26 protein-coding genes are annotated in these 20,218 nt (G+C 62.2%); all 26 read left to right on the top strand.

Annotated elements, in window-relative coordinates:
- Positions 1 to 4: 4 nt before the first annotated feature.
- The 26 genes from rplN to QYC26_RS05355 all read left to right on the top strand — a co-directional run bounded on the left by rplN (position 5) and on the right by QYC26_RS05355 (position 20,213).
- A complete protein-coding gene (gene rplN / locus QYC26_RS05480; RefSeq protein WP_119765380.1) occupies positions 5 to 373 on the top strand; it encodes a 50S ribosomal protein L14 in 369 nt (122 codons plus the stop codon).
- A 2-nt stretch (positions 374 to 375) separates the two neighbouring features.
- Positions 376 to 696, top strand: a complete 321-nt coding sequence (rplX, locus tag QYC26_RS05475; RefSeq protein WP_317514391.1) for a 50S ribosomal protein L24 — start codon at positions 376 to 378, stop codon at positions 694 to 696.
- A complete protein-coding gene (rplE, locus tag QYC26_RS05470) occupies positions 689 to 1,264 on the top strand; it encodes a 50S ribosomal protein L5 (protein WP_317514390.1) in 576 nt (191 codons plus the stop codon). Before rplX ends, rplE begins: the two co-directional genes overlap by 8 nt.
- Positions 1,265 to 1,304: 40 nt before the next feature.
- Positions 1,305 to 1,610, top strand: a complete 306-nt coding sequence (gene rpsN, locus QYC26_RS05465) for a 30S ribosomal protein S14 (RefSeq protein ID WP_317514389.1) — start codon at positions 1,305 to 1,307, stop codon at positions 1,608 to 1,610.
- Between the two features lie 12 nt (positions 1,611 to 1,622).
- A complete protein-coding gene (gene rpsH, locus QYC26_RS05460) occupies positions 1,623 to 2,018 on the top strand; it encodes a 30S ribosomal protein S8 (protein WP_317514388.1) in 396 nt (131 codons plus the stop codon).
- Complete coding sequence (gene rplF / locus QYC26_RS05455) at positions 2,018 to 2,551, top strand: 50S ribosomal protein L6 (protein ID WP_317514387.1); 534 nt, start codon at positions 2,018 to 2,020, stop codon at positions 2,549 to 2,551. The genes rpsH and rplF overlap by 1 nt, the downstream gene beginning before the upstream one ends.
- Positions 2,552 to 2,554: 3 nt before the next feature.
- On the top strand, positions 2,555 to 2,908 hold the full coding sequence (gene rplR / locus QYC26_RS05450; RefSeq protein ID WP_317514386.1) for a 50S ribosomal protein L18: 354 nt from the start codon (positions 2,555 to 2,557) through the stop codon (positions 2,906 to 2,908).
- Between the two features lie 2 nt (positions 2,909 to 2,910).
- Positions 2,911 to 3,624 (top strand): 30S ribosomal protein S5, encoded by a 714-nt coding sequence (rpsE, locus tag QYC26_RS05445; RefSeq protein WP_317514385.1) that lies wholly within the window; start codon positions 2,911 to 2,913, stop codon positions 3,622 to 3,624.
- A 6-nt stretch (positions 3,625 to 3,630) separates the two neighbouring features.
- Positions 3,631 to 3,813 carry a 50S ribosomal protein L30 gene (gene rpmD / locus QYC26_RS05440; RefSeq protein WP_317514384.1) on the top strand — a complete coding sequence of 61 codons (183 nt, stop codon included), beginning with the start codon at positions 3,631 to 3,633 and terminating at the stop codon, positions 3,811 to 3,813.
- 149 nt (positions 3,814 to 3,962) lie between these two features.
- A complete protein-coding gene (gene rplO, locus QYC26_RS05435; protein ID WP_317514383.1) occupies positions 3,963 to 4,496 on the top strand; it encodes a 50S ribosomal protein L15 in 534 nt (177 codons plus the stop codon).
- Positions 4,497 to 4,606: 110 nt separating this feature from the next.
- Positions 4,607 to 5,974, top strand: coding sequence for a preprotein translocase subunit SecY (gene secY / locus QYC26_RS05430; RefSeq protein WP_317514382.1), 1,368 nt, complete (start codon positions 4,607 to 4,609; stop codon positions 5,972 to 5,974).
- Between the two features lie 31 nt (positions 5,975 to 6,005).
- Positions 6,006 to 6,656, top strand: coding sequence for an adenylate kinase (locus tag QYC26_RS05425; protein WP_317514381.1), 651 nt, complete (start codon positions 6,006 to 6,008; stop codon positions 6,654 to 6,656).
- Between the two features lie 102 nt (positions 6,657 to 6,758).
- The gene (locus tag QYC26_RS05420) at positions 6,759 to 7,289 is read left to right on the top strand and encodes an SRPBCC family protein (RefSeq protein WP_317514380.1); all 531 of its coding nucleotides are present in this window, start codon (positions 6,759 to 6,761) and stop codon (positions 7,287 to 7,289) included.
- Between the two features lie 212 nt (positions 7,290 to 7,501).
- On the top strand, positions 7,502 to 8,857 hold the full coding sequence (gene gdhA, locus QYC26_RS05415) for an NADP-specific glutamate dehydrogenase (RefSeq protein ID WP_317514379.1): 1,356 nt from the start codon (positions 7,502 to 7,504) through the stop codon (positions 8,855 to 8,857).
- 64 nt (positions 8,858 to 8,921) lie between these two features.
- Positions 8,922 to 9,407, top strand: coding sequence for an OsmC family protein (locus QYC26_RS05410; RefSeq protein ID WP_317514378.1), 486 nt, complete (start codon positions 8,922 to 8,924; stop codon positions 9,405 to 9,407).
- Positions 9,408 to 9,735: 328 nt separating this feature from the next.
- Positions 9,736 to 10,104 (top strand): 30S ribosomal protein S13, encoded by a 369-nt coding sequence (gene rpsM, locus QYC26_RS05405; protein WP_317514377.1) that lies wholly within the window; start codon positions 9,736 to 9,738, stop codon positions 10,102 to 10,104.
- Positions 10,105 to 10,156: 52 nt separating this feature from the next.
- Positions 10,157 to 10,546 carry a 30S ribosomal protein S11 gene (gene rpsK / locus QYC26_RS05400; RefSeq protein ID WP_317514376.1) on the top strand — a complete coding sequence of 130 codons (390 nt, stop codon included), beginning with the start codon at positions 10,157 to 10,159 and terminating at the stop codon, positions 10,544 to 10,546.
- A gap of 92 nt (positions 10,547 to 10,638) precedes the next feature.
- Positions 10,639 to 11,700, top strand: a complete 1,062-nt coding sequence (locus QYC26_RS05395; RefSeq protein ID WP_317514375.1) for a DNA-directed RNA polymerase subunit alpha — start codon at positions 10,639 to 10,641, stop codon at positions 11,698 to 11,700.
- Positions 11,701 to 11,821: 121 nt separating this feature from the next.
- Positions 11,822 to 12,244 carry a 50S ribosomal protein L17 gene (gene rplQ / locus QYC26_RS05390; protein WP_317514374.1) on the top strand — a complete coding sequence of 141 codons (423 nt, stop codon included), beginning with the start codon at positions 11,822 to 11,824 and terminating at the stop codon, positions 12,242 to 12,244.
- A 172-nt stretch (positions 12,245 to 12,416) separates the two neighbouring features.
- A complete protein-coding gene (locus QYC26_RS05385; protein WP_317514373.1) occupies positions 12,417 to 14,597 on the top strand; it encodes a prolyl oligopeptidase family serine peptidase in 2,181 nt (726 codons plus the stop codon).
- A gap of 129 nt (positions 14,598 to 14,726) precedes the next feature.
- Positions 14,727 to 15,299: a hypothetical protein gene (locus QYC26_RS05380; protein ID WP_317514372.1), complete on the top strand. Its 573-nt coding sequence runs from the start codon at positions 14,727 to 14,729 to the stop codon at positions 15,297 to 15,299.
- An 88-nt stretch (positions 15,300 to 15,387) separates the two neighbouring features.
- Entirely contained in the window at positions 15,388 to 16,947 is a 1,560-nt protein-coding gene (gene guaA, locus QYC26_RS05375; RefSeq protein WP_317514371.1) for a glutamine-hydrolyzing GMP synthase, read from the top strand.
- A gap of 100 nt (positions 16,948 to 17,047) precedes the next feature.
- Positions 17,048 to 17,395: an ArsC family reductase gene (locus QYC26_RS05370; RefSeq protein WP_317514370.1), complete on the top strand. Its 348-nt coding sequence runs from the start codon at positions 17,048 to 17,050 to the stop codon at positions 17,393 to 17,395.
- A 68-nt stretch (positions 17,396 to 17,463) separates the two neighbouring features.
- A complete protein-coding gene (locus tag QYC26_RS05365) occupies positions 17,464 to 18,471 on the top strand; it encodes a glycerophosphodiester phosphodiesterase (RefSeq protein ID WP_317514369.1) in 1,008 nt (335 codons plus the stop codon).
- A 46-nt stretch (positions 18,472 to 18,517) separates the two neighbouring features.
- Positions 18,518 to 19,378, top strand: a complete 861-nt coding sequence (gene panB / locus QYC26_RS05360) for a 3-methyl-2-oxobutanoate hydroxymethyltransferase (RefSeq protein WP_317514368.1) — start codon at positions 18,518 to 18,520, stop codon at positions 19,376 to 19,378.
- A 133-nt stretch (positions 19,379 to 19,511) separates the two neighbouring features.
- The gene (locus QYC26_RS05355) at positions 19,512 to 20,213 is read left to right on the top strand and encodes a tetratricopeptide repeat protein (RefSeq protein WP_317514367.1); all 702 of its coding nucleotides are present in this window, start codon (positions 19,512 to 19,514) and stop codon (positions 20,211 to 20,213) included.
- Positions 20,214 to 20,218 lie beyond the last annotated feature (5 nt).

Raw genomic sequence — 20,218 nt, 5'->3', positions numbered from 1 at the left:
ATCTATGATCCAGATGCAGTCAAATCTTGACGTCGCTGACAACAGCGGCGCCAAGCGCGTCCAGTGCATCAAGGTGCTCGGTGGCTCCAAGCGCCGCACCGCGGGCGTTGGCGACGTGATCGTCGTCTCCGTCAAGGAAGCCGCTCCGCGCGGCAAGGTGAAGAAGGGTGACGTGCATCGCGCGGTCATCGTTCGCACCGCCAAGGACATCCACCGTCCCGACGGTTCGGTGATCCGCTTCGACGGTAACGCCGCGGTCCTGGTCAACAAGAACGAGGAGCCGATCGGCACCCGTATCTTTGGCCCGGTGGTTCGTGAGCTGCGCGCGAAGAACTTCATGAAGATCATCAGCCTTGCGCCGGAGGTGCTCTAACCATGGCTGCTGCCAAGATTAAGAAGGGTGATACCGTTGTGGTCCTGTCCGGTAAGGACAAGGGCCGCACCGGCGAAGTCACCAAGTCCCTTCCCAAGGAAGGCAAGGTGATCGTTGCCGGCGTAAACGTCGCGACCCGTCACCGCAAACCGACCCAGGCAAACCCGCAGGGTGGCCTGGAGCGCATCGAAGCGCCGATGCACATCTCGAAGGTCGCAATCGCCGACCCGAAGGACGGCAAGGCAACCCGCGTGCGCTTTGAAGTCAAGGACGGCAAGAAGGTCCGCGTGGCCGTGAAGTCCGGGGAGGTCCTCAATGGCTGACAACTACACCCCGCGTTTCGAAACGCTCTATAACGAGACGATCGCCAAGGCGATGACCGAGAAGTTCGGTTACAAGAACGTTATGGAAGTGCCGAAGCTCGAAAAGATCGTCCTGAACATGGGCGTGGGCGAAGCAACGCAGGACAAGAAGAAGGTCGACACCGCAGCTGCCGAAATGGAGCTGATCGCCGGCCAGAAGCCTGTCATTACGCGTGCGAAGAAGTCGATCGCGCAGTTCAAGCTGCGTGAAGGCATGCCGATCGGCGTGAAGGTTACCCTTCGTCGTGACAACATGTACGAATTCCTCGACCGCCTGATCACGATCGCGCTTCCGCGCGTCCGCGATTTCCGCGGCCTGAACCCGAAAAGCTTTGACGGCCGCGGCAATTATGCCATGGGCCTGAAAGAGCAGCTCGTGTTCCCGGAAATCAGCTATGACCGCGTCGACAAGCTGCGCGGCATGGACATTATCGTGACCACCACCGCGAAGACTGACGATGAAGCACGCGAACTGCTTCGTCTGTTCGGTTTCCCGTTCCCCGCTGAGGAAGAGAAGCAGGCGGCTTGAAGCCAGCCTGCTCTGTAAGAAAAGGAAGAGAACTTAAGTCATGGCGAAACTGAGTTCGATCAACAAGAACGAGCGTCGCAAGAAGCTGGTGAAGAAGTATGCCGGCCGTTATGCGAAGCTGAAGGCGATTGCCGCCGACACCACGCTCGACGAAACTGAACGTCTGATCGCGCGCCTCAAGATGGCCGAGATTCCCCGGAATGCTAACCCGACCCGGGTTCGCAACCGTTGCGAAATCACGGGCCGCCCGCGCGCCTATTACCGCAAATTCCGCCTCTGCCGCGTGCAGCTGCGTGATCTGGCCAACAAGGGCCTGATCCCGGGTGTCACGAAGTCGAGCTGGTAAGGACTACAGATCATGGCATTGACCGATCCGTTGGGTGATCTGCTCACCCGCATCCGCAACGGCCAGCGCGCCCGCAAGGACAGCGTGGTTTCGCCCGCTTCCAAGCTTCGCGCGCGTGTTCTGGACGTGCTCCAGCGCGAAGGTTACATTCGCGGTTACAAGGAAGAAGAGCTTGCTGGTCACAGCGGCCTGCGCATCGAGCTGAAGTATTTCGAGGGCCAGCCCGCGATTCAGCATGTCGCGCGCGTCTCGAAGCCGGGCCGCCGCGTCTATTCGGGTTCCAAGGAACTGCCGCGCGTGCGCAACGGCCTTGGCATCACCATCGTTTCGACGCCGAAGGGCGTTCTGTCGGACGCTGAAGCGCGCGACCAGAACGTCGGCGGCGAAGTGCTGGCGGAGGTGTTCTGATGAGCCGCATTGGTAAGAAGCCGGTCCTGCTCCCTGCGGGCGTGACCGCATCGATCGACGCCGGTCAGCTCTCGATGAAGGGCCCGAAGGGCACGCTCGCCATCCAGCTGGCTGACGAAGTGACCTACACCCTCGAAGATGGCCAGGTCTCGGTGAAGCCGGTCAACGACAGCAAGCGCGCGCGTTCCTTCTGGGGCATGCAGCGTACGCTGGTTCAGAACCTTGTCGTCGGCGTGACGGAAGGGTTCTCGAAGACCCTCGAAATCACCGGCGTCGGCTACCGCGCGAATGCGCAGGGCAAGAAGCTCAAGCTTCAGCTCGGCTATTCGCACGATGTCGATATCGACGTGCCGGAAGGCATCGAGATCAAGACCCCGGATAACACCACGGTCGAGATTTCGGGCATCGACAAGCAGAAGGTGGGCCAGGTTGCGGCCGAAATCCGCCGCTGGCGCAAGCCGGAGCCCTACAAGGGCAAGGGCATCAAATATCGCGGCGAGTATATCTTCCGCAAAGAAGGCAAGAAGAAGTAAGCCATGGCGAAACTCTCTCTCTTCGAGCGGCGCCGTCAGCGCGTCCGCACTGCACTCAAGGCTCGGGGCGGTCAGCGCCCCCGGCTTTCGGTCCATCGTTCGGGCAAGCACATCTATGCCCAGGTCATCGACGACGCACAGGGCAAGACCCTGGCTTCGGCGTCGACCCTCGAAAAGGACGCACGCGGTTCGACCGGTGCGACCGCAGCTGCGGCTGCCGAGGTCGGCAAGCGCGTCGCCGAAAAGGCGAAGCAGGCTGGCGTCACCCAGGTGGTGTTCGACCGTGGCGGCTTCCTGTTTCACGGACGCGTCAAGGCGCTTGCTGATGCAGCGCGTGAAGGCGGATTGGAGTTCTGATTATGGCTGACGAAACCGAAGTTAAGGGCGTCGAAGGCGCTCCCGCCGGCGAAGCGCAGCCGACCGAGGGCCGCGGTCGCGGTCCCCGTGGCGGTCGCGGTGGCGATCGTGGCGGCCGTGGTGGCGATCGTGGCGGCCGTGGCCGTCGCGACGACCGTCGTGGCAACCAGGAAGAGCAGGGTGAAGAGCTGATCGAAAAGCTCGTTCACATCAACCGCGTGTCCAAGACCGTGAAGGGTGGTAAGCGTTTCGGCTTCGCTGCGCTCGTGGTCGTCGGCGACGGCAAGGGTCGTGCAGGCTTCGGCCACGGCAAGGCTCGCGAAGTGCCTGAAGCGATTTCGAAGGCGACTGCCGCTGCCAAGAAGGCAATGGTTCGCGTTCCGCTGAAGGAAGGCCGTACGCTTCACCATGATGGCAACGGCCATTTCGGTGCAGGCAAGGTGACGCTGCGTTCGGCTCCGGCCGGTACCGGCATCATCGCGGGTGGCCCGATGCGCGCCATCTTCGAAAGCCTGGGCGTGGCAGACGTGGTGACCAAGTCGGTCGGTACGTCGAACCCCTACAACATGATCCGTGCGACCTTCGAGGCGCTCGGTGAACAGACCAGCCCGAAGTCGGTTGCGCAGCGCCGCGGCAAGAAGATTGCCGATCTGCTGCGTCGCGGTGGCGCCACTGACGCAGTGGCCCAGGCCGATGCCGAAGCAGTCGTGGAGTAAGGCTCAATGGCTAACAAGACGATCAAGGTCACGCAGATCGGTTCGCCGATCCGCCGTCCGTCCGAACAGCGCCAGACGCTGATCGGTCTCGGTCTGAACAAGATGCACCGCACCGTGGAACTCGAAGATACCCCTTCGGTTCGCGGCATGGTGAAGAAGGTTCACCACCTGGTTTCGGTGGCCGACTAAAAACAGGGTAGCGGCCCGACCAAAGTCGGGCTAAAGCCCCGTGCGAACTGTACCCCGGCCGTGTCCGGGGTACAGTCAGTTTTGAACAACAGTGATCGGCGCCGGGCTTTCCGGCGTCAGCGCGAACATAGCGAAAGCGAGTGCATATTATGAAACTCAATGACATCCGCGACAATTACGGCGCCCGCAAGGAGCGCGTCCGCGTAGGCCGCGGTATCGGTTCGGGCCTCGGCAAGACTGCCGGTCGCGGTCAAAAGGGTGCCAAGGCACGCTCGGGCGTGTCGATCAACGGCTTCGAAGGCGGTCAGATGCCGCTCCACATGCGTATCCCGAAGCGCGGCTTCAACAACATCTTCGCCAAGGATTATGCAGAGGTGAACCTCGGCGCGATCCAGAAGCTGGTTGATGCCAAGACGCTCGACGCTGGCGCAGTCATCGACCACGCTGCCCTGAAGGCAGCCGGCGTTGCACGCGGTGGCAAGGACGGCGTTCGCATTCTCGGCAAGGGCGAACTGACCGCGAAGCTCAGCTTCAAGGTTGCCGGCGTGTCGAAGGGCGCGAAGGAAGCCATCGAAAAGGCTGGCGGTTCGGTCGACGTGATCGAAGTTATCCCGGCCGCCGAAAAGGCTGCTGCGAAGAAGGGCAAGACCCTCGCCGCGAAGAAGGAAAAGGCAAAGGGCTAAGCTGCCCTTTGTCGCATCGGGCTTAGACAAAGCGCGATCGCACATTATATGGGGCGGCGGGGGGCAGCGATGCATTCCGCCGCTCATGTTTTTCGGGGTCTAGAACAACTATGGCATCCGCAGCCGACAATCTGGCAAGCAACCTGAACCTGTCGAAGTTCGCACAGGCGACCGACCTCAAGAAGAGGCTCTGGTTCACCATTGGTGCGCTCATCGTGTTCCGGCTGCTGAGCCATGTGCCGTTGCCCGGCATCGATCCGCGCGCACTGGCATCGCTTTATGAAACGACGCGCGGCGGCGTGCTCGATTTCTTTAACACATTTTCGGGTGGTTCGCTCGAGCGCATGAGCGTGATCGCGCTCGGCGTGATGCCGTACATCACCGCCTCGATCGTGGTGCAGCTGGCAACGGCGCTGTCGCCGACACTGGCCGCGATCAAGAAGGAAGGCGAAAGCGGCCGCAAGCGGATCAACCAGTACACCCGCTATGGCACCGTCGGCCTGACCGCGGTTCAGGGCTATTTCATCGCTGTCGGGCTTGAGGCCTGGGGTGCGAGCCAAGGCATGTCCGCCGTGGTCGAGCCGGGCATCGCGTTCCGCGTTGCGGCCGTGATCTCGCTGATCGGCGGGACGATGTTCCTGATGTGGCTGGGTGAGCAGATCACCAGCCGCGGCGTCGGCAACGGCGTGTCGCTCATCATCATGGCCGGCATCGTGTCGCAGCTGCCGACCGCGCTCGTGAACCTGTTCGAAGGTGGCCGCACCGGTTCGATGTCGCCGCTTGCGATCATCGGCATCATCGTTCTCGCGCTTGGCCTGATCGCGTTCATCGCGTTCATGGAGCGCGCGCAGCGCCGTGTGCTGATCCAGTATCCGAAGCGCCAGACCCAGCGTGGCCTGATGCAGGCCGAAAAGTCGCACCTGCCGCTCAAGATCAACACCGCGGGTGTGATTCCGCCGATCTTCGCTTCGTCGCTGCTGCTCATGCCGCTGACGCTGGTGCAGTTTGCGGGCCAGCAAGCTGCCGGTGAAAGCCAGTTCGGCGACTTCATGATCGGGGTGACGACCGCGCTGCAACACGGCTCGCCGCTCTACATGGCGCTTTATGCCGCCGGCATCATCTTCTTCTGCTTCTTCTACACCGCAGTCGTCTTCAACCCGGAAGAAACCGCGGACAATCTGAAGCGCTATGGCGGCTTCATCCCCGGCATCCGCCCGGGCAAGAACACCGCCGACTATCTGGATTTCGTGCTGACGCGCATCACCGTGATCGGCGCGGCCTATCTGACGGTTATCTGTCTGCTTCCCGAATATCTGATCTCGGCGGCGGGCATTCCGTTCTATCTGGGCGGCACCAGCCTGCTCATCGTGGTCAACGTCACGATGGATACGGTTACCCAGATCCAGAGCCATCTGCTCGCGCACCAATATGGTGACCTAATCAAGAAAGCTAAGCTGAAAGGCGGGAGAGCACGTTGATCGTTGAACCGTTCGCGCTGGGGGCGCATTCATGAATATTATCCTGTTGGGCCCTCCGGGGGCAGGTAAGGGGACGCAGGCTAGCCGGCTCGTGAGCGAGCGTGGAATGGTTCAACTCTCCACTGGTGACATGCTTCGTGCGGCGGTGAAGGCGGGTACGCCCGTCGGCCTCAAGGCGAAGGCGGTGATGGATGCGGGCGAACTCGTCTCGGACGAAATCGTCTCGGCGCTGATCGGTGAAGCGCTGGACAAGCTTCCGCCCGAAACCGGCGTGATCTTCGACGGCTATCCGCGCACCGCGGCACAGGCGGAATCGCTCGATGCAATTCTGGCCGAGCGCAACCGGACGCTCGATCATGTGATCGAGCTTGAAGTGAACGAGGACGCGCTCGTCGAGCGGATCACCGGTCGTTTCACCTGCGCCAATTGCGGCGAAGGCTATCACGACAGCTTCAAGCAGCCCAAGGTCGAAGGCACCTGCGACGTTTGCGGCGGGACGGAGTTCAAGCGTCGTCCCGACGATAACGCCGAAACCGTGCGTACGCGCATGGCGGAATACCGCGCCAAGACCGCGCCGATCCTGCCGATCTACGAGGCGCGCAGCCTCGTCAGCCGGGTCGACGGCATGGCTGACATCGCCGATGTGAATGCGGCGATTGAAGGAATTCTCGGCGCGCGCTGATCGCCGGTAATTCGGAATTCCAGTCCCGCGAGGGCCTGGGAGCTGGTACCATCCGGTCCGCTCCCCGGCACTCGCGGGATTTTTTCATTTGGGGGATATGCCATGCATGGGTGGACAGTCGCATTCGCCGGGATCTTGCTGTTGGGCGCGGCGCCGCTGGCGGCCGAAACCGTCTCGGCCGGCGAGACGCATTTCGAACTGGTCACCCATATGGCGGTAAGCGCGCCGGCGGATGTGGTCTATGACGCCTTCGCCAATCCCGGGGCGTGGTGGAGCGATGCGCACACCTATTCCGGCGATTCGGCGAACATGACGTTGGCGACGCGCGCGGGCGGCTGTTTCTGCGAAACGCTGAGCAATGGCGGCACGGTCGAGCATGGACGGGTGGTCTATGCGCAGCCGGGTCAGATGCTGCGACTTGTGGGCGGGCTTGGGCCGCTCCAGTCGGAACCCGTTTACGCGGTGCTCAGCTGGACGCTCGAGAAAAGCGGGGCCGGGACGCGGATTACCCAGCGCTATGTCGCGAGCGGCCATGTGAAGGGTGGGCTTGGCGCGCTGGCACCGCTGGTTGGCAAGGTGCTCGACGAACAGCTGGCCGGGCTGGCCCGTTACGCCAACCGGAAGCCGCGTTGAGTTTCTGACGAAACCCTTACGAAAACCGCGATAAAAATGCGTCGATTCCGGTCTTGGCGCATGGTTGTTTCTTAAAATGCGCGTGCAATGCAGCAAAATGGTGGATTGATTGCCCTCTTGCCGTCTAAAGGGGCCGGGCAATCGGGGTGGGCCAGCAAAAATAAGAGATGGTCCGTAAAGCTCCGGCCAAGCGTTCGCTTAAGGAGACCATCATGAGCGTCAGGGAATATCCCGACCTCGAAACGTTCATTGGCGATGTGCGCAAGCACAATCCCGGCCAGCCCGAATTCGTTCAGGCCGTGCAGGAAGTTGCCGAAGACATTTTCGATTTCATTGCCGACAAGCCGCAATATCACGAATATCAGATCCTGCGCCGGATCTGCGAACCCGACCGTGTGATCTCGTTCCGGGTGTGCTGGGAAGACGATCAGGGCCAGATCCGCGTGCAACGTGGCTGGCGGGTGCAGAATAACAACTCGATCGGCCCCTATAAGGGCGGGATCCGTTTCCACCCCACCGTCACCGAAAGCGTGCTGAAGTTCCTCGCGTTCGAGCAGACGTTCAAGAACGCGCTGACCGGCCTGCCCATGGGCGGCGGCAAGGGCGGCGCGAACTTCAACCCCAAGGGCAAGAGCGATCATGAAGTGATGCGCTTTTGCCAGAGCTATATGACCGAGCTCTATCGCCATGTCGGCGCGGATGTGGACGTGCCCGCCGGCGATATCGGCGTGGGCGCGCGCGAGATCGGCTATATGTTCGGTCAGTATAAGCGCATCACCAACCAGTTCACCGGCGTGCTCACCGGCAAGGGGCTCGAATATGGCGGTTCGCTGATCCGTCCCGAAGCCACTGGCTACGGCGCGGTCTATTTCCTTCAGAACATGCTGGCGACGCGCGGCACCGATCTGTCGGGCATGAATGCGGTGATCTCCGGTTCGGGCAACGTCGCCACTTTCGCGGCCGAAAAGGTTACGCAGCTTGGCGGCAAGGTGCTCACCTTCTCGGACAGCCAGGGCTTTGTTCATGACCCCGACGGCATCGATCAGGACAAGATCGACTGGGTGAAGGAACACAAGACCAAGCGTCGCGGTCGGATCGCCGACTATGTCCAGGAATTCAAGAACGCGACCTATCATGAAGGCAAGCGCCCCTGGAGCGTGCCGTGTGATGTGGCGCTGCCCTGCGCGACGCAGAACGAGCTCGATGGCGACGATGCGCGCACGCTCATCGCCAATGGCTGTATCGGCGTCAGCGAAGGCGCGAACATGCCCACCACGCTTGAGGGTGTGCACGTGTTCAAGGATGCCCGCATCCTCTATGCACCGGGCAAGGCGGCGAATGCCGGCGGCGTGGCGGTGTCTGGTCTGGAAATGAGCCAGAACTCGCAGCGCCGTTCGTGGAAGGAGCCCGAACTCCAGAAGCTGCTGCTCGACATCATGCAGGGCATCCATGAAAGCTGCTTGCAGTATGGTCAGCAGTCCGACGACTATGTCGACTATGTGCGCGGCGCCAACATCGCGGGCTTCAAGAAAGTGGCAGACGCGATGCTCGCTTATGGCGTAGTCTGAATGCCTCCGGCGGAGCGGCCCTCGGTGCCGCTCCCCGGCTCTTTGCAAAAAGGGGGAGGCCGCCATGTCGCGCACGCACAGTTACAAGGCGCTGGTCGAATGGACCGGTAATGAGGGGCAGGGGACCAGAGCCTATGCCGCCTATCGCCGCGATCACGTGATCAGCATTGCGGGCAAGTCAGCCGATATCGCCGGCAGTTCCGACCCCAGTTTCCGCGGGGACACGACCCGCTACAATCCCGAAGAGCTCCTCGTCTCATCGCTCTCGGCCTGCCACATGCTCTGGTATTTGGGGCTGTGCGCGGGGGCCGGGGTTGTCGTTACCGCCTATGCCGATTCGGCCGAGGGGGTGATGGAAGAGGAAGCGGGCGGGGCGGGCCAGTTTACCTGCGTCGTGCTGCGGCCCCATGTGACGCTCACCAGCGATTCGGACGTCGACAAGGCGCGTGCGCTCCATGCCGATGCGCATGCTAAATGCTTCATCGCGCGCTCGGTCAATTTCCCGGTCCTCTGCGAACCCGTATTTTCAGCGGATGATGACGCGCGCTGAACTGACGGACATCTTTGCGAAAATAGCAAAGACCATCTCGCACTTTGCAACGTCAGGCGCTAAACCCGCCAGCGGTGGAGGGCGCTGGCTGCAGTGCCACTTCCAACACACTGCCCTCCACCACCCGCGCCCGACCCGATTTGTGTGGCTAGCTGCGCGGGCGTCGCTTGACTCACCTTTAGCCGAGGCCTAATGCCGCTTTCATTCCGAAACCCCGGCCTCCGGCGGCGCGATTCCTGCGCTCGCCGCGTTTGTGCGTTTCGGGAGACACGCGTTGAGATGATCGTGCCTCGCCAAGGTGCGATCGTGGAGCAGGAGAAAGAAGAAGATGGCACGTATTGCGGGTGTTAACATCCCGACCAACAAGCGCGTTCTGATCGCGCTCACCTATATTCACGGCATCGGCCCCTTCAAGGCCAAGCAGATCACCGACAAGCTGGGCATCGCCCCCGAGCGTCGCGTGCAGGACCTTTCCGACCAGGAAGTGCTCCAGATCCGCGAAACGATCGACGCCGAGCACACGGTGGAAGGTGATCTTCGTCGCGAAACCGCGATGAACATCAAGCGCCTGATGGACCTCGCCTGCTATCGCGGCCTGCGTCATCGTAAGGGTCTGCCCGTTCGTGGTCAGCGCACGCACACCAATGCGCGCACCCGCAAGGGCAAGGCCAAGCCGATCGCCGGTAAGAAGAAGTAAGACGCGTCCGGTTTTTCCGGCATTGTCTCTCAGATATAGGTAGGACACGAATATGGCACGCGAACCTCAGCGCCTTCGCCGGCGCGAGCGCAAGAACATCACCGCCGGCGTCGCGCATGTGAACGCCAGCTTCAACAACACCATGGTCACCATCACCGACGCGCAGGGCAATGCGATCTCGTGGTCGTCGGCGGGCATGATGGGCTTCAAGGGCAGCCGCAAGTCGACGCCTTATGCCGCTCAGGTTTGCGCCGAAGACGCAGGGCGCAAGGCGGCCGAGCACGGTGTTCGCACTCTTGAAGTGGAAGTGAAGGGCCCCGGTTCGGGTCGTGAATCCGCGCTTCGCGCACTGCAGGCGGTTGGCTTCAACATCACGTCGATCCGCGACGTGACGCCGATCCCGCACAACGGCGTTCGTCCGTCCAAGCGTCGTCGCGTCTGATCTGACCGTCTCGAGCCTCCCATCGGGAGGCTCGTGCAATTTCTGTTATCGGCCGGAGCGCTTGCGCTCCCGCTCAAGCCAAGGGGAAGCCCGTGTCTGTCAATGTAAAGAACTGGCAGGAATTGAAGAAGCCCAATGGCCTGGAGAGAAAGGCTGGCGGCGACGGCAAGCGCAAGGCGGTTTTTGTTGCGGAGCCGCTTGAACGTGGTTTCGGTCTGACGCTTGGCAACGCACTGCGTCGCGTGCTGCTTTCCTCTCTGCAGGGTGCAGCGGTTACCGCGATCAAGATCGAAAACGTCCTTCATGAGTTCTCGTCGCTGGCCGGCGTGCGTGAAGACGTGACCGACATCGTGCTGAACGTGAAGCAGATTGCGCTCAAGATGGAAGGTGAAGGCGCCAAGCGTCTCCAGCTTTCGGCCACCGGTCCGGCTGCGGTTACCGCAGGCATGATCTCGGTCTCGGGCGACACCGAAGTGATGAACCCCGATCTCGTCATCTGTCATCTTGACGAAGGCGCGACGCTGAACATGGAACTGACGGCGGATGTCGGCAAGGGCTATGTCCCGGCTGCGTCGAACCGTCCGGCGGACGCTCCGATCGGTCTTATCCCGATCGACGCGCTTTACTCGCCGGTCCGTCAGGTGGCCTATAAGGTGGAAAACACCCGCGTTGGCCAGGAACTGGATTATGACAAGCTGACGCTCACCATCGAAACCGATGGCACCGTCGCGCCCGAAGACGCCGTGGCCTATGCCGCGCGCATCCTTCAGGATCAGCTCCAGCTCTTCGTCCACTTTGACGACCAGATGGTTCAGGCTTCGGCTCCGATCGGCATCGCGGCACCCGCCGCTGCTGAAGCGGAAAGCGATAGCAACCAGCTCAACCGCTACCTTCTCAAGAAGGTGGACGAGCTCGAACTGTCGGTCCGTTCGGCCAACTGCCTCAAGAACGACAACATCATCTACATCGGCGATCTGGTTCAGAAAACCGAAGCAGAGATGCTCCGCACCCCGAATTTCGGCCGCAAGTCGCTGAACGAAATCAAGGAAGTGCTGTCGTCGATGGGTCTGCGCCTCGGCATGGAAATCCCGGGCTGGCCGCCCGAGAACATCGAGGAAATGGCCAAGAAGCTCGAACAGGAAATCCTGGGCTAAGCTATTCCGCTTCCCTCGGCCTGGTCGGGGGAGGCGTTCCGGGGTCTGGGCGGTGCCCCATTTTCACCGCCTGGCCGGGGGTACCTTGAACGGCTCCCGAACGAACTGAAGGAAAAGAAAAATGCGTCATCGCGTAGGCGGTCGTAAACTGCAGCGTACCAGCTCGCACCGTACGGCAATGTTCCGCAACATGTCGGCTTCGCTCATCAAGCATGAGCAGATCCTGACGACCACGCCCAAGGCGAAGGAACTGCGTCGCTACGTCGAAAAGCTCATCACGCTTGCCAAGAAGGGCGGCCTTTCGAACCGTCGTCTGGCCCATGCTCGTCTTCAGGACGACGCACAGCTGGTGAAGCTCTTCGAAGTGCTCGCTGAGCGCTACAAGGATCGCAACGGCGGCTACACCCGCATCATCAAGGCGGGCTTCCGCGCTTCGGACGCCGCACCTGTGGCCTATATCGAACTCGTCGATCGCGACGTTTCGGCCAAGGGTCAGGACTCCGGTCCGGTGCTCGGCGACGAGGACGAAGCTGAAGCGGCATAATCGCCACTTCTGCATCGCAGAAATCGGAAAGGGCCTCGCGAAAGCGGGGCCCTTTTTCGTATGTATCGAGGGTTTTTTGCGGCGTCATGTCGTTCGTCGATCCGTCTTTGACCCCTCTCGGCAAGGCGCTACGGTCCGGGCAATCCAATTATATTTCCGGAGTAGTTATTCGATGCGTCGTGCGCTCGCTCTTGCAAGCCTTCCCCTGATCGCGATGATCCCGACCATGCTCAACGCCAAATCCGCCGCTGATGCCGTGCCTGATGCGCGCCAGCAAATGCCCGCCCGCCTCGTCTATCCGGCGACCGCGCGCGAAAACGTCACCGACACCCAGTTCGGTGTTCAGGTGGCCGACCCGTATCGCTGGCTCGAAAACGACGTGCGCGTCGACCCCAAGGTGAAGCAGTGGGTCGATTCCGAAAATGCCGTCACCAACGCCTATCTGGCGACGCTGCCGGGCCGCGATGTGCTGAAGGCGCGCATGGCCAAGTTGCTTGATTTCGAGCGTTTCGATGTGCCGCGCAAGGCGGGCAGCCGCTATTTCTACACGCGCAATGACGGGCTCCAGAACCAGTCGGTTCTCTATGTGCAGGACGGGCTTTCGGCAGAGCGCCGCGTGCTCATCAACCCCAATGACTGGGCGAAGGACGGCGCGACCGCGCTGGCCGAATGGAAGCCGTCGGGCGACGGGCAGAAGCTGGTTTATGCCATCCAGGATGGCGGCAGCGACTGGCGCACCGTGCGCGTTCTCGACGTTGCCTCGGGCAAGGTGCTCGACGACGAGGTGAAGTGGGTCAAATATTCGAACCTCGATTGGGCGAAGGACGGCAGCGGATTTTACTACTCGCGTTTCGATGCGCCGGCCGAGGGGGAGGCCTTTCAGTCGCTCAGCACCAACCAGCAGGTCTGGTTCCACAAGGTCGGCACGCCGCAATCGGCCGATACGCTGATCTACCGCACGCCCGAGCGCCCGGCGCTCGGCCATTCGGCAGAGGTCACCGATGACGGCCGCTATCTTGTCGTCACATCGACGCAGGGCACCGATGCACGTTACGAAGTGAACGTCATCGATCTGCAGGCGAAGAGCGCCAAGCCGCTCACGCTCATTGCCGGGCTTGAGAATAGCTGGCAGCTGGTCGGCAACAAGGGCACGCTTTTCTATTTCGTCACCGACAAGGATGCCCCGCGCCAGCGCGTGGTGACGCTCGATATCGCCAAGCCCAAGGCGGCGCCCATAGAGTTGATCGCCCAGAGTGATGCGACGCTGACCGGGGCGAGCATGGTGGGCGACAAGATCGTGCTCACCTATCTGCGCGACGCGCGCTCCGAAGCGAAGATGGTGAGCTTGGACGGCAAGCCCGCCGGCGATGTGACATTGCCGGGGATCGGCACGGCTTACGGCTTTGGCGGCAAGGCGGGCGACAGCGAGACCTTTTACAGCTTTTCCAGCTTTGCGGCGGCGCCCACCGTTTACCGTCTCGACACGGCGACCGGTGCGGTCAGCACCTTCGCGCAGCCCAAGGTCGCGTTCGACCCCGCGCAATACGAAACGGCCCAGCAATTCTACACGTCTAAGGACGGCACCAAGGTACCGCTCTTCATCGTGCGCAAGAAGGGCGCGGCGCCCGCGGGTGGCGCCCCCACGCTGCTTTATGGCTATGGCGGTTTCCAGATCTCGGTCACGCCCAGCTTTTCGGCCACGCGCCTTGCCTGGCTGGAGCAGGGCGGGGTGCTGGCCATCGCCAATCTTCGCGGTGGCGGCGAATATGGCAAGGAATGGCATGATGGCGGCCGTTTGCAGAACAAGCAGAATGTGTTCGACGATTTCATCGCCGCCGGCGAATATCTGATCGCGCAGGGCATCACTGGCAAGGGGCAGCTTGCGGTCGAGGGGCGTTCGAACGGCGGGTTGCTGATCGGCGCGGTCGTCAACCAGCGGCCCGACCTTTTTGCCGCGGCGCTGCCGGCGGTGGGCGTGATGGACATGCTCCGTTTCGACCGCTGGACGGCGGGCCGCTACTGGGTGGACGATTACGGCTATCCCGCAAAGGAAGCCGATTTCCACAAACTCTACAGCTATTCGCCCTATCACAACGTCAAGGCTGGCGTGGACTATCCGGCGATCCTCGTCACCACGGCGGATACCGATGACCGGGTGGTTCCCGGGCACAGCTTCAAATATACGGCGGCGCTGCAGGCAGCGAATATCGGTGCCAAGCCGCATCTGATCCGGATCGAGACGCGCGCTGGCCATGGCTCGGGCAAGCCGACCGACAAGATCATCGAGGAAGCGTCGGACATGTACGCGTTCATCGCGAAATGGACCGGGCTGTCGATCGCCGAGCCGAAATAAGGCGGGTTCCTGCCGTCCGTATTCAGGTGCGGACGGCGGGCCGTTTCGGTTCATCGTCTTGAAAGCACCTCTGGTCCAAGGAGGAGCATCGGCTCCGGCCCGGGGCCTTGGTGAAGGTGGATCGAGTCGATGGCCATTCTGCGCAAATCCGCTGGCGCTGCCGTGATCGCGGCGCTGCTTGCTACCTCGGCGACGCCGGCGCTGGCCCGCGGCCCCGGAGGCTGGAACAGCGGTGGCTGGGGCGGCCATTATGGTGGGTGGCGCCATCGCCGCGATCGCGGCGGGATCAGCGGGGGGGACGTGCTCGCCGGCATCCTGATCATCGGTGGTGTCGCGGCCATCGCGGCGGCCGCGAAAAAGGACCAGGATCGCAAGCGCGGCGAACGCTATCCGGGCGATGACTATCCCGATCGCCCCAATGACAATTCGAACGACGAGGGTGCCGACGGCGCGGCTGAGGACGCCGCCGTCGATGCCTGCGCCTTTGCCGCCGAAGACCGCGCATCGGGCAAGGGGGACATGGCCAGCGTACGCGAGATCCTGCGCGTTGACCCTGCGGACGATGGCTGGAAGGTCGAGGGACTGATCGAAACCCGCCGGGGCTACCGCGACGATCATCCGAACCGGCAGCGCTTCACCTGTTCCTATCGTTATGGGCAGGTGCAATCGGTCCAGATCGACAGCGGAGTCGCGTGGCGCTGAGCGCGTAATCGTCCCCTGAACTGGACAGATGGCCGCGCTGGCTCTAACCGGCGCGGCAACATTTCCCTCCAGACAATCGGGCGACTCGATGACAGTACAGCCGCAGGACTCCATCCTCATCGTCGATTTCGGCAGCCAGGTGACGCAGCTCATCGCAAGGCGTGTGCGCGAAGCCGGCGTTTACAGCGAAATCGCACCGTTCAGCATGGCCGAGGCCGCTTATGAACGGATGAAGCCCAAGGGGATCATCCTTTCCGGTGGCCCCGCATCGGTGACCGAAGAGGGTAGCCCCCGCGCACCGCAGGCGCTGTTCGATGCCGGCGTGCCGATCCTTGGCATCTGCTACGGCCAGCAGACCATGACCCAACAGCTGGGTGGCAAGGTCGAAGGCGGCGAAAGCGGCGAATTCGGCCGCGCATTCATCGAGGTGAGCGAGCGTTGCGCGCTGTTCGACGGCCTCTGGGCCGAAGGCGAAACGCATCAGGTGTGGATGAGCCACGGCGACAAGGTCACCGCGCTCGCCCCCGGGTTCCGCATTGTCGCCACCACGCCGGGCGCGCCCTTCGCGGTCATCGCGAACGATGAAAAGCGCTTCTACGGCATGCAGTTCCATCCCGAGGTGGTCCACACCCCCGATGGCGCCAAGCTCATCGCCAATTTCGCCCGCCATGTCTGCGGCCTCAAGGGTGACTGGACGATGGCCGAATTCCGCGCGACCAAGATCGCCGAGATCCGCGAGCAGGTCGGCACCGGCAAGGTGATCTGCGGCCTTTCGGGCGGCGTCGACAGTGCGGTGGCGGCGGTGTTGATCCATGAGGCGATCGGCGACCAGCTGACCTGCGTCTTCGTCGATCACGGCCTGATGCGCTCGGGCGAGGCCGATCAGGTCGTCAGCCTGTTCCGCGGCCACTACAATATCCCGCTCGTCCATGTGAACGCCGAAACGCTGTTCATGTCGGGTCTGGCCGGCGAAACCGATCCCGAAAAGAAGCGCAAGTTCATCGGCAAGACCTTCATCGACGTGTTCGAGGAAGAAGCGCGCAAGATTGGCGGCGCCGAATTCCTTGCGCAGGGTACGCTCTATCCGGATGTGATCGAAAGCGTCTCCTTCACCGGCGGCCCCTCGGTCACGATCAAGAGCCACCACAATGTTGGCGGTCTGCCCGAGCGCATGAACATGAAGCTCGTCGAGCCGCTGCGCGAACTGTTCAAGGACGAAGTCCGCGAACTCGGTCGCGAACTCGGCCTGCCCGACGTTTTCGTTGGCCGCCACCCCTTCCCGGGGCCGGGCCTCGCCATCCGTATTCCCGGCGAAGTCAGCAAGGAAAAGTGTGACATTCTGCGCAAGGCGGATGCGATCTATCTCGAGGAAATCCGCAATGCGGGCCTTTATGACGCGATCTGGCAGGCCTTTGCCGTGCTGCTGCCGGTCAAGACGGTCGGCGTGATGGGCGATGGCCGCACCTATGATTCGGTCTGTGCACTGCGTGCGGTCACCTCGACCGACGGCATGACCGCCGATGTCTATCCCTTCGACCCCAGCTTCCTGACCCGCGTCGCGACGCGCATCGTCAACGAGGTAAAGGGCATCAACCGCGTGGTCTATGACTTCACCTCAAAGCCCCCGGGCACGATCGAGTGGGAATGACCGGTTCTTCAGCTGGTTGAAGTGAACAAAAAAGGCCGTCCGAAAGGGCGGCCTTTTCGCTATGTCTCATGTTCCGGATTTTTCAGGGAATCATCGTTCAATGACCATCACCATGTACGGCATCAAGAATTGCGACACGATCAAGAAGGCCCGTACCTGGCTAGAGGGGCAGGGGGTCGCCTATGATTTCCACGATTACAAGGCATCGGGGATCGATGCGGGCTCGCTGCGTACATGGGTGGACGAGCATGGCTGGGAAAAGATCCTGAACCGGGCGGGTACCACCTTTCGCAAGCTGCCCGAGGATGCGCGCGCCGATCTGGATGCCGACAAGGCGATCGCGCTGATGATCGCCCAGCCTTCGATGATCAAGCGGCCGGTGCTTGATCTGGGCGATACGTGCCTCGTTGGCTTCAAGGCCGATCAATATGAGGCGGCACTGGGGTGATTAACCGCGCCTTTGCCATCGGCGCGTAAGTTTTTGCGGGCAGGAGAGCTTTCTATGCGGAGGGCTGGATGTTTCGAATTCTCGCAGGCTGCGCGCTCATGGTGATGGCGGCGTCCGCCACCGCGCAGCCGATTGTGATCGCGCATCGCGGCGCTTCGGGGGAGCGACCTGAACACACGCTTGCATCCTATGCGCTCGCAATCGAGCAGGGTGCCGATTTCATCGAGCCGGATCTGGTGATGACCAAGGACGGCGTGCTTGTTGCGCGGCATGAGAACGAGATTTCGGAGACCACAGACGTTTCCGACCGCCGCGAATTCGCCGCGCGCAAGACGACGAAGACGATAGACGGCAAGGCGATCACGGGATGGTTCACCGAGGATTTCACCCTCGCCGAACTGAAGACATTGCGCGCGCGCGAGCGGTTGCCGCTCCTGCGGCCCAATAACCGGAAGTTTGACGGGCAGTTCGAAATCCCGACCTTTGAGGAAGTGATCGCGCTTGCCCAGACCGAGGAAAAGCGGCGGGGGCGACGGATCGGGCTTTATCCAGAGACCAAGCACCCGAGCTATTTCCAGTCAATCGGATTGGCGCTTGAAGCGCCGCTGATCGCGTTGCTCGACCGTTATGGATATCGCGAGGCCGCCGATCCGGTGTTCATCCAGTCGTTCGAGGCGGCCAATCTGCGCCAGTTGCGCGGGATGACGAAGCTGCGGCTTATCCAGTTGATGGAAGACAGCGCCGCCTATGCGGAGATGGCGACGGCGAAGGGCTTGCAGGGGGTGGCCGCCTATGCCGATGGCGTCGGGCCGGCCAAGTCGTTGATTGTGCCGGTAAGCCGGATCGGCCGACGCGGCGCGCCGACGCGCTTTGTCGAAGATGCGCATGCGGCGGGGCTGGAGGTGCACCCTTGGACCTTCCGCGCCGAAAATTATTTCCTGCCGGCCGATATGCGCAAGGGCATCAGCCCGCGTGGAGCTGGCGATCTGGCGGCCGAAATCCGGCTGTTTGCCGATCTAGGTGTGGACGGGGTGTTCAGCGACAATCCGGGGGTGGCGGTTGCCGCGCTGCGCTGATGCCTTGGGTCTGGTCTGTGCCGGGCAGTCGGGCTAAGAAGCCCTTATGTCTACGACCTATACGCTCGACACATCCACCAGCCGCGCCCATCCCACACCCGCTCCGATGAAGCGGCTGACGGTGCCGCAGATCCAGGCGCGCAAGGGCAAGGAGCCCATCGTCATGCTCACCGCCTATACGGCGCGCATGGCGCAACTGCTCGATTCCCACTGCGACATGCTGCTGGTGGGGGACAGCTTGGCGCAGGTGATTTACGGCCTGCCGTCGACGCTGCCCGTCACGCTCGACATGATGTGCGCGCACGGCGCCGCCGTGGTGCGTGGCAGCTATCATTCGGTCGTCGTGATCGATATGCCCTTTGGCAGCTATGAAGCCAGCCCCGAACAGGCCTTTGCCTCTGCTTCGCGCGTGATGGCCGAAACCGGCGCCGCCGCAGTCAAGCTTGAGGGCGGTGAAGCGATGGCGCCGACCGTCGCGTTCCTCACTGCGCGCGGTATCCCCGTTGTCGGCCATATTGGGCTCACTCCGCAGGCGGTGAACGCGCTGGGCGGTTACGGTGCGCGTGGCCGCAGCAATGCCGAACATGCCAAGATCATCGCCGATGCGCGTGCGATTGCCGAGGCGGGCGCCTTCTCGCTGGTCGTCGAAGGTGTGATCGAACCGCTTGCCCGCGCGGTGACCGCCGAGGTTTCGTGCCCGGTCATTGGTATCGGGGCATCGGCCGATTGCGATGGCCAGGTGCTGGTGATCGACGACATGCTGGGCATGTTCGATCGCACCGCGCGGTTCGTGAAACGTTATGACGACCTTGCCGGCCGCATCGATGCGGCGGCGTCGCGCTATGCCGAGGAAGTTCGCGCCCGCGTTTTCCCCGGTCCCGAGCAAACCTATCAACCCAAAGCCTGAATGATCGCGTCATAGGACCTTCTGAAAACCATGATGGGCGGGCGTGTCATGCGTCCGCCAGCGGCTGAAAAGCGTTTCCGTTTTTCGCGCCATGCATTAGGGTCCCGCCGATTTTACTGACCGGAGATTGAACTTGGCATCCAAGCCCCCGACGAACGAAGCCTTTCTGCGCGAGGTTGATGAAGAACTTCGTCGCGACCAGCTTCAGCGTTTCGGCACGCGCTGGGGCATTCCGCTCATTATCGCGATCTTGGTCGCGCTGGCGGCCTTTGGTGGCTGGCTCTGGTGGAACCATGAGCAGGGCAAGAAGGCCGAGGCACAGGGCGAGGAACTGAGTCAGGTTCTGCACGATCTGGAATCGGGCAAGACCGAGGGCGCGGAAGCCCGCCTGTCCAAGATCTCGGCTGAAGGCGGCGATGGCTACCGCGCCACCGCCGAACTGACGCTGGCCAGCCTCAAGCTGCAGGCGGGGGACACCAAGGCGGCTGCTGCTGCCTATAAGAAAGTGGCGGACGATGCCAAGGTGGCCAAGCCGTTCCGCGATCTCGCGCTCGTTCGCCAGACCGCAACCGAATATGACAGCCTGAAGCCTGAACAGGTGATCGAACGCCTGAAGCCGCTGGCGGTGAAGGGCAACCCATGGTTCGGCAGCGCCGGCGAAATGGTTGCCGCCGCCTATCTCGCCCAGAACAAGCCCGACCAGGCGGGCAAGCTGTTCGGTGAAATCGCACAGGACCAGACCGTGCCCGAATCGATCCGTTCACGCGCCGTGCAGATGGCAGGCGTATTGGGGGTTGACGCTGTCGATCAGTCGCGTGGGGAAGACAAGCAATGAAATTG

This window comes from Sphingomonas sp. C3-2 (assembly GCF_033025475.1).
GTDB lineage: Bacteria > Pseudomonadota > Alphaproteobacteria > Sphingomonadales > Sphingomonadaceae > Sphingobium_A.
This window is presented reverse-complemented; position numbering and strand designations above follow the sequence as displayed.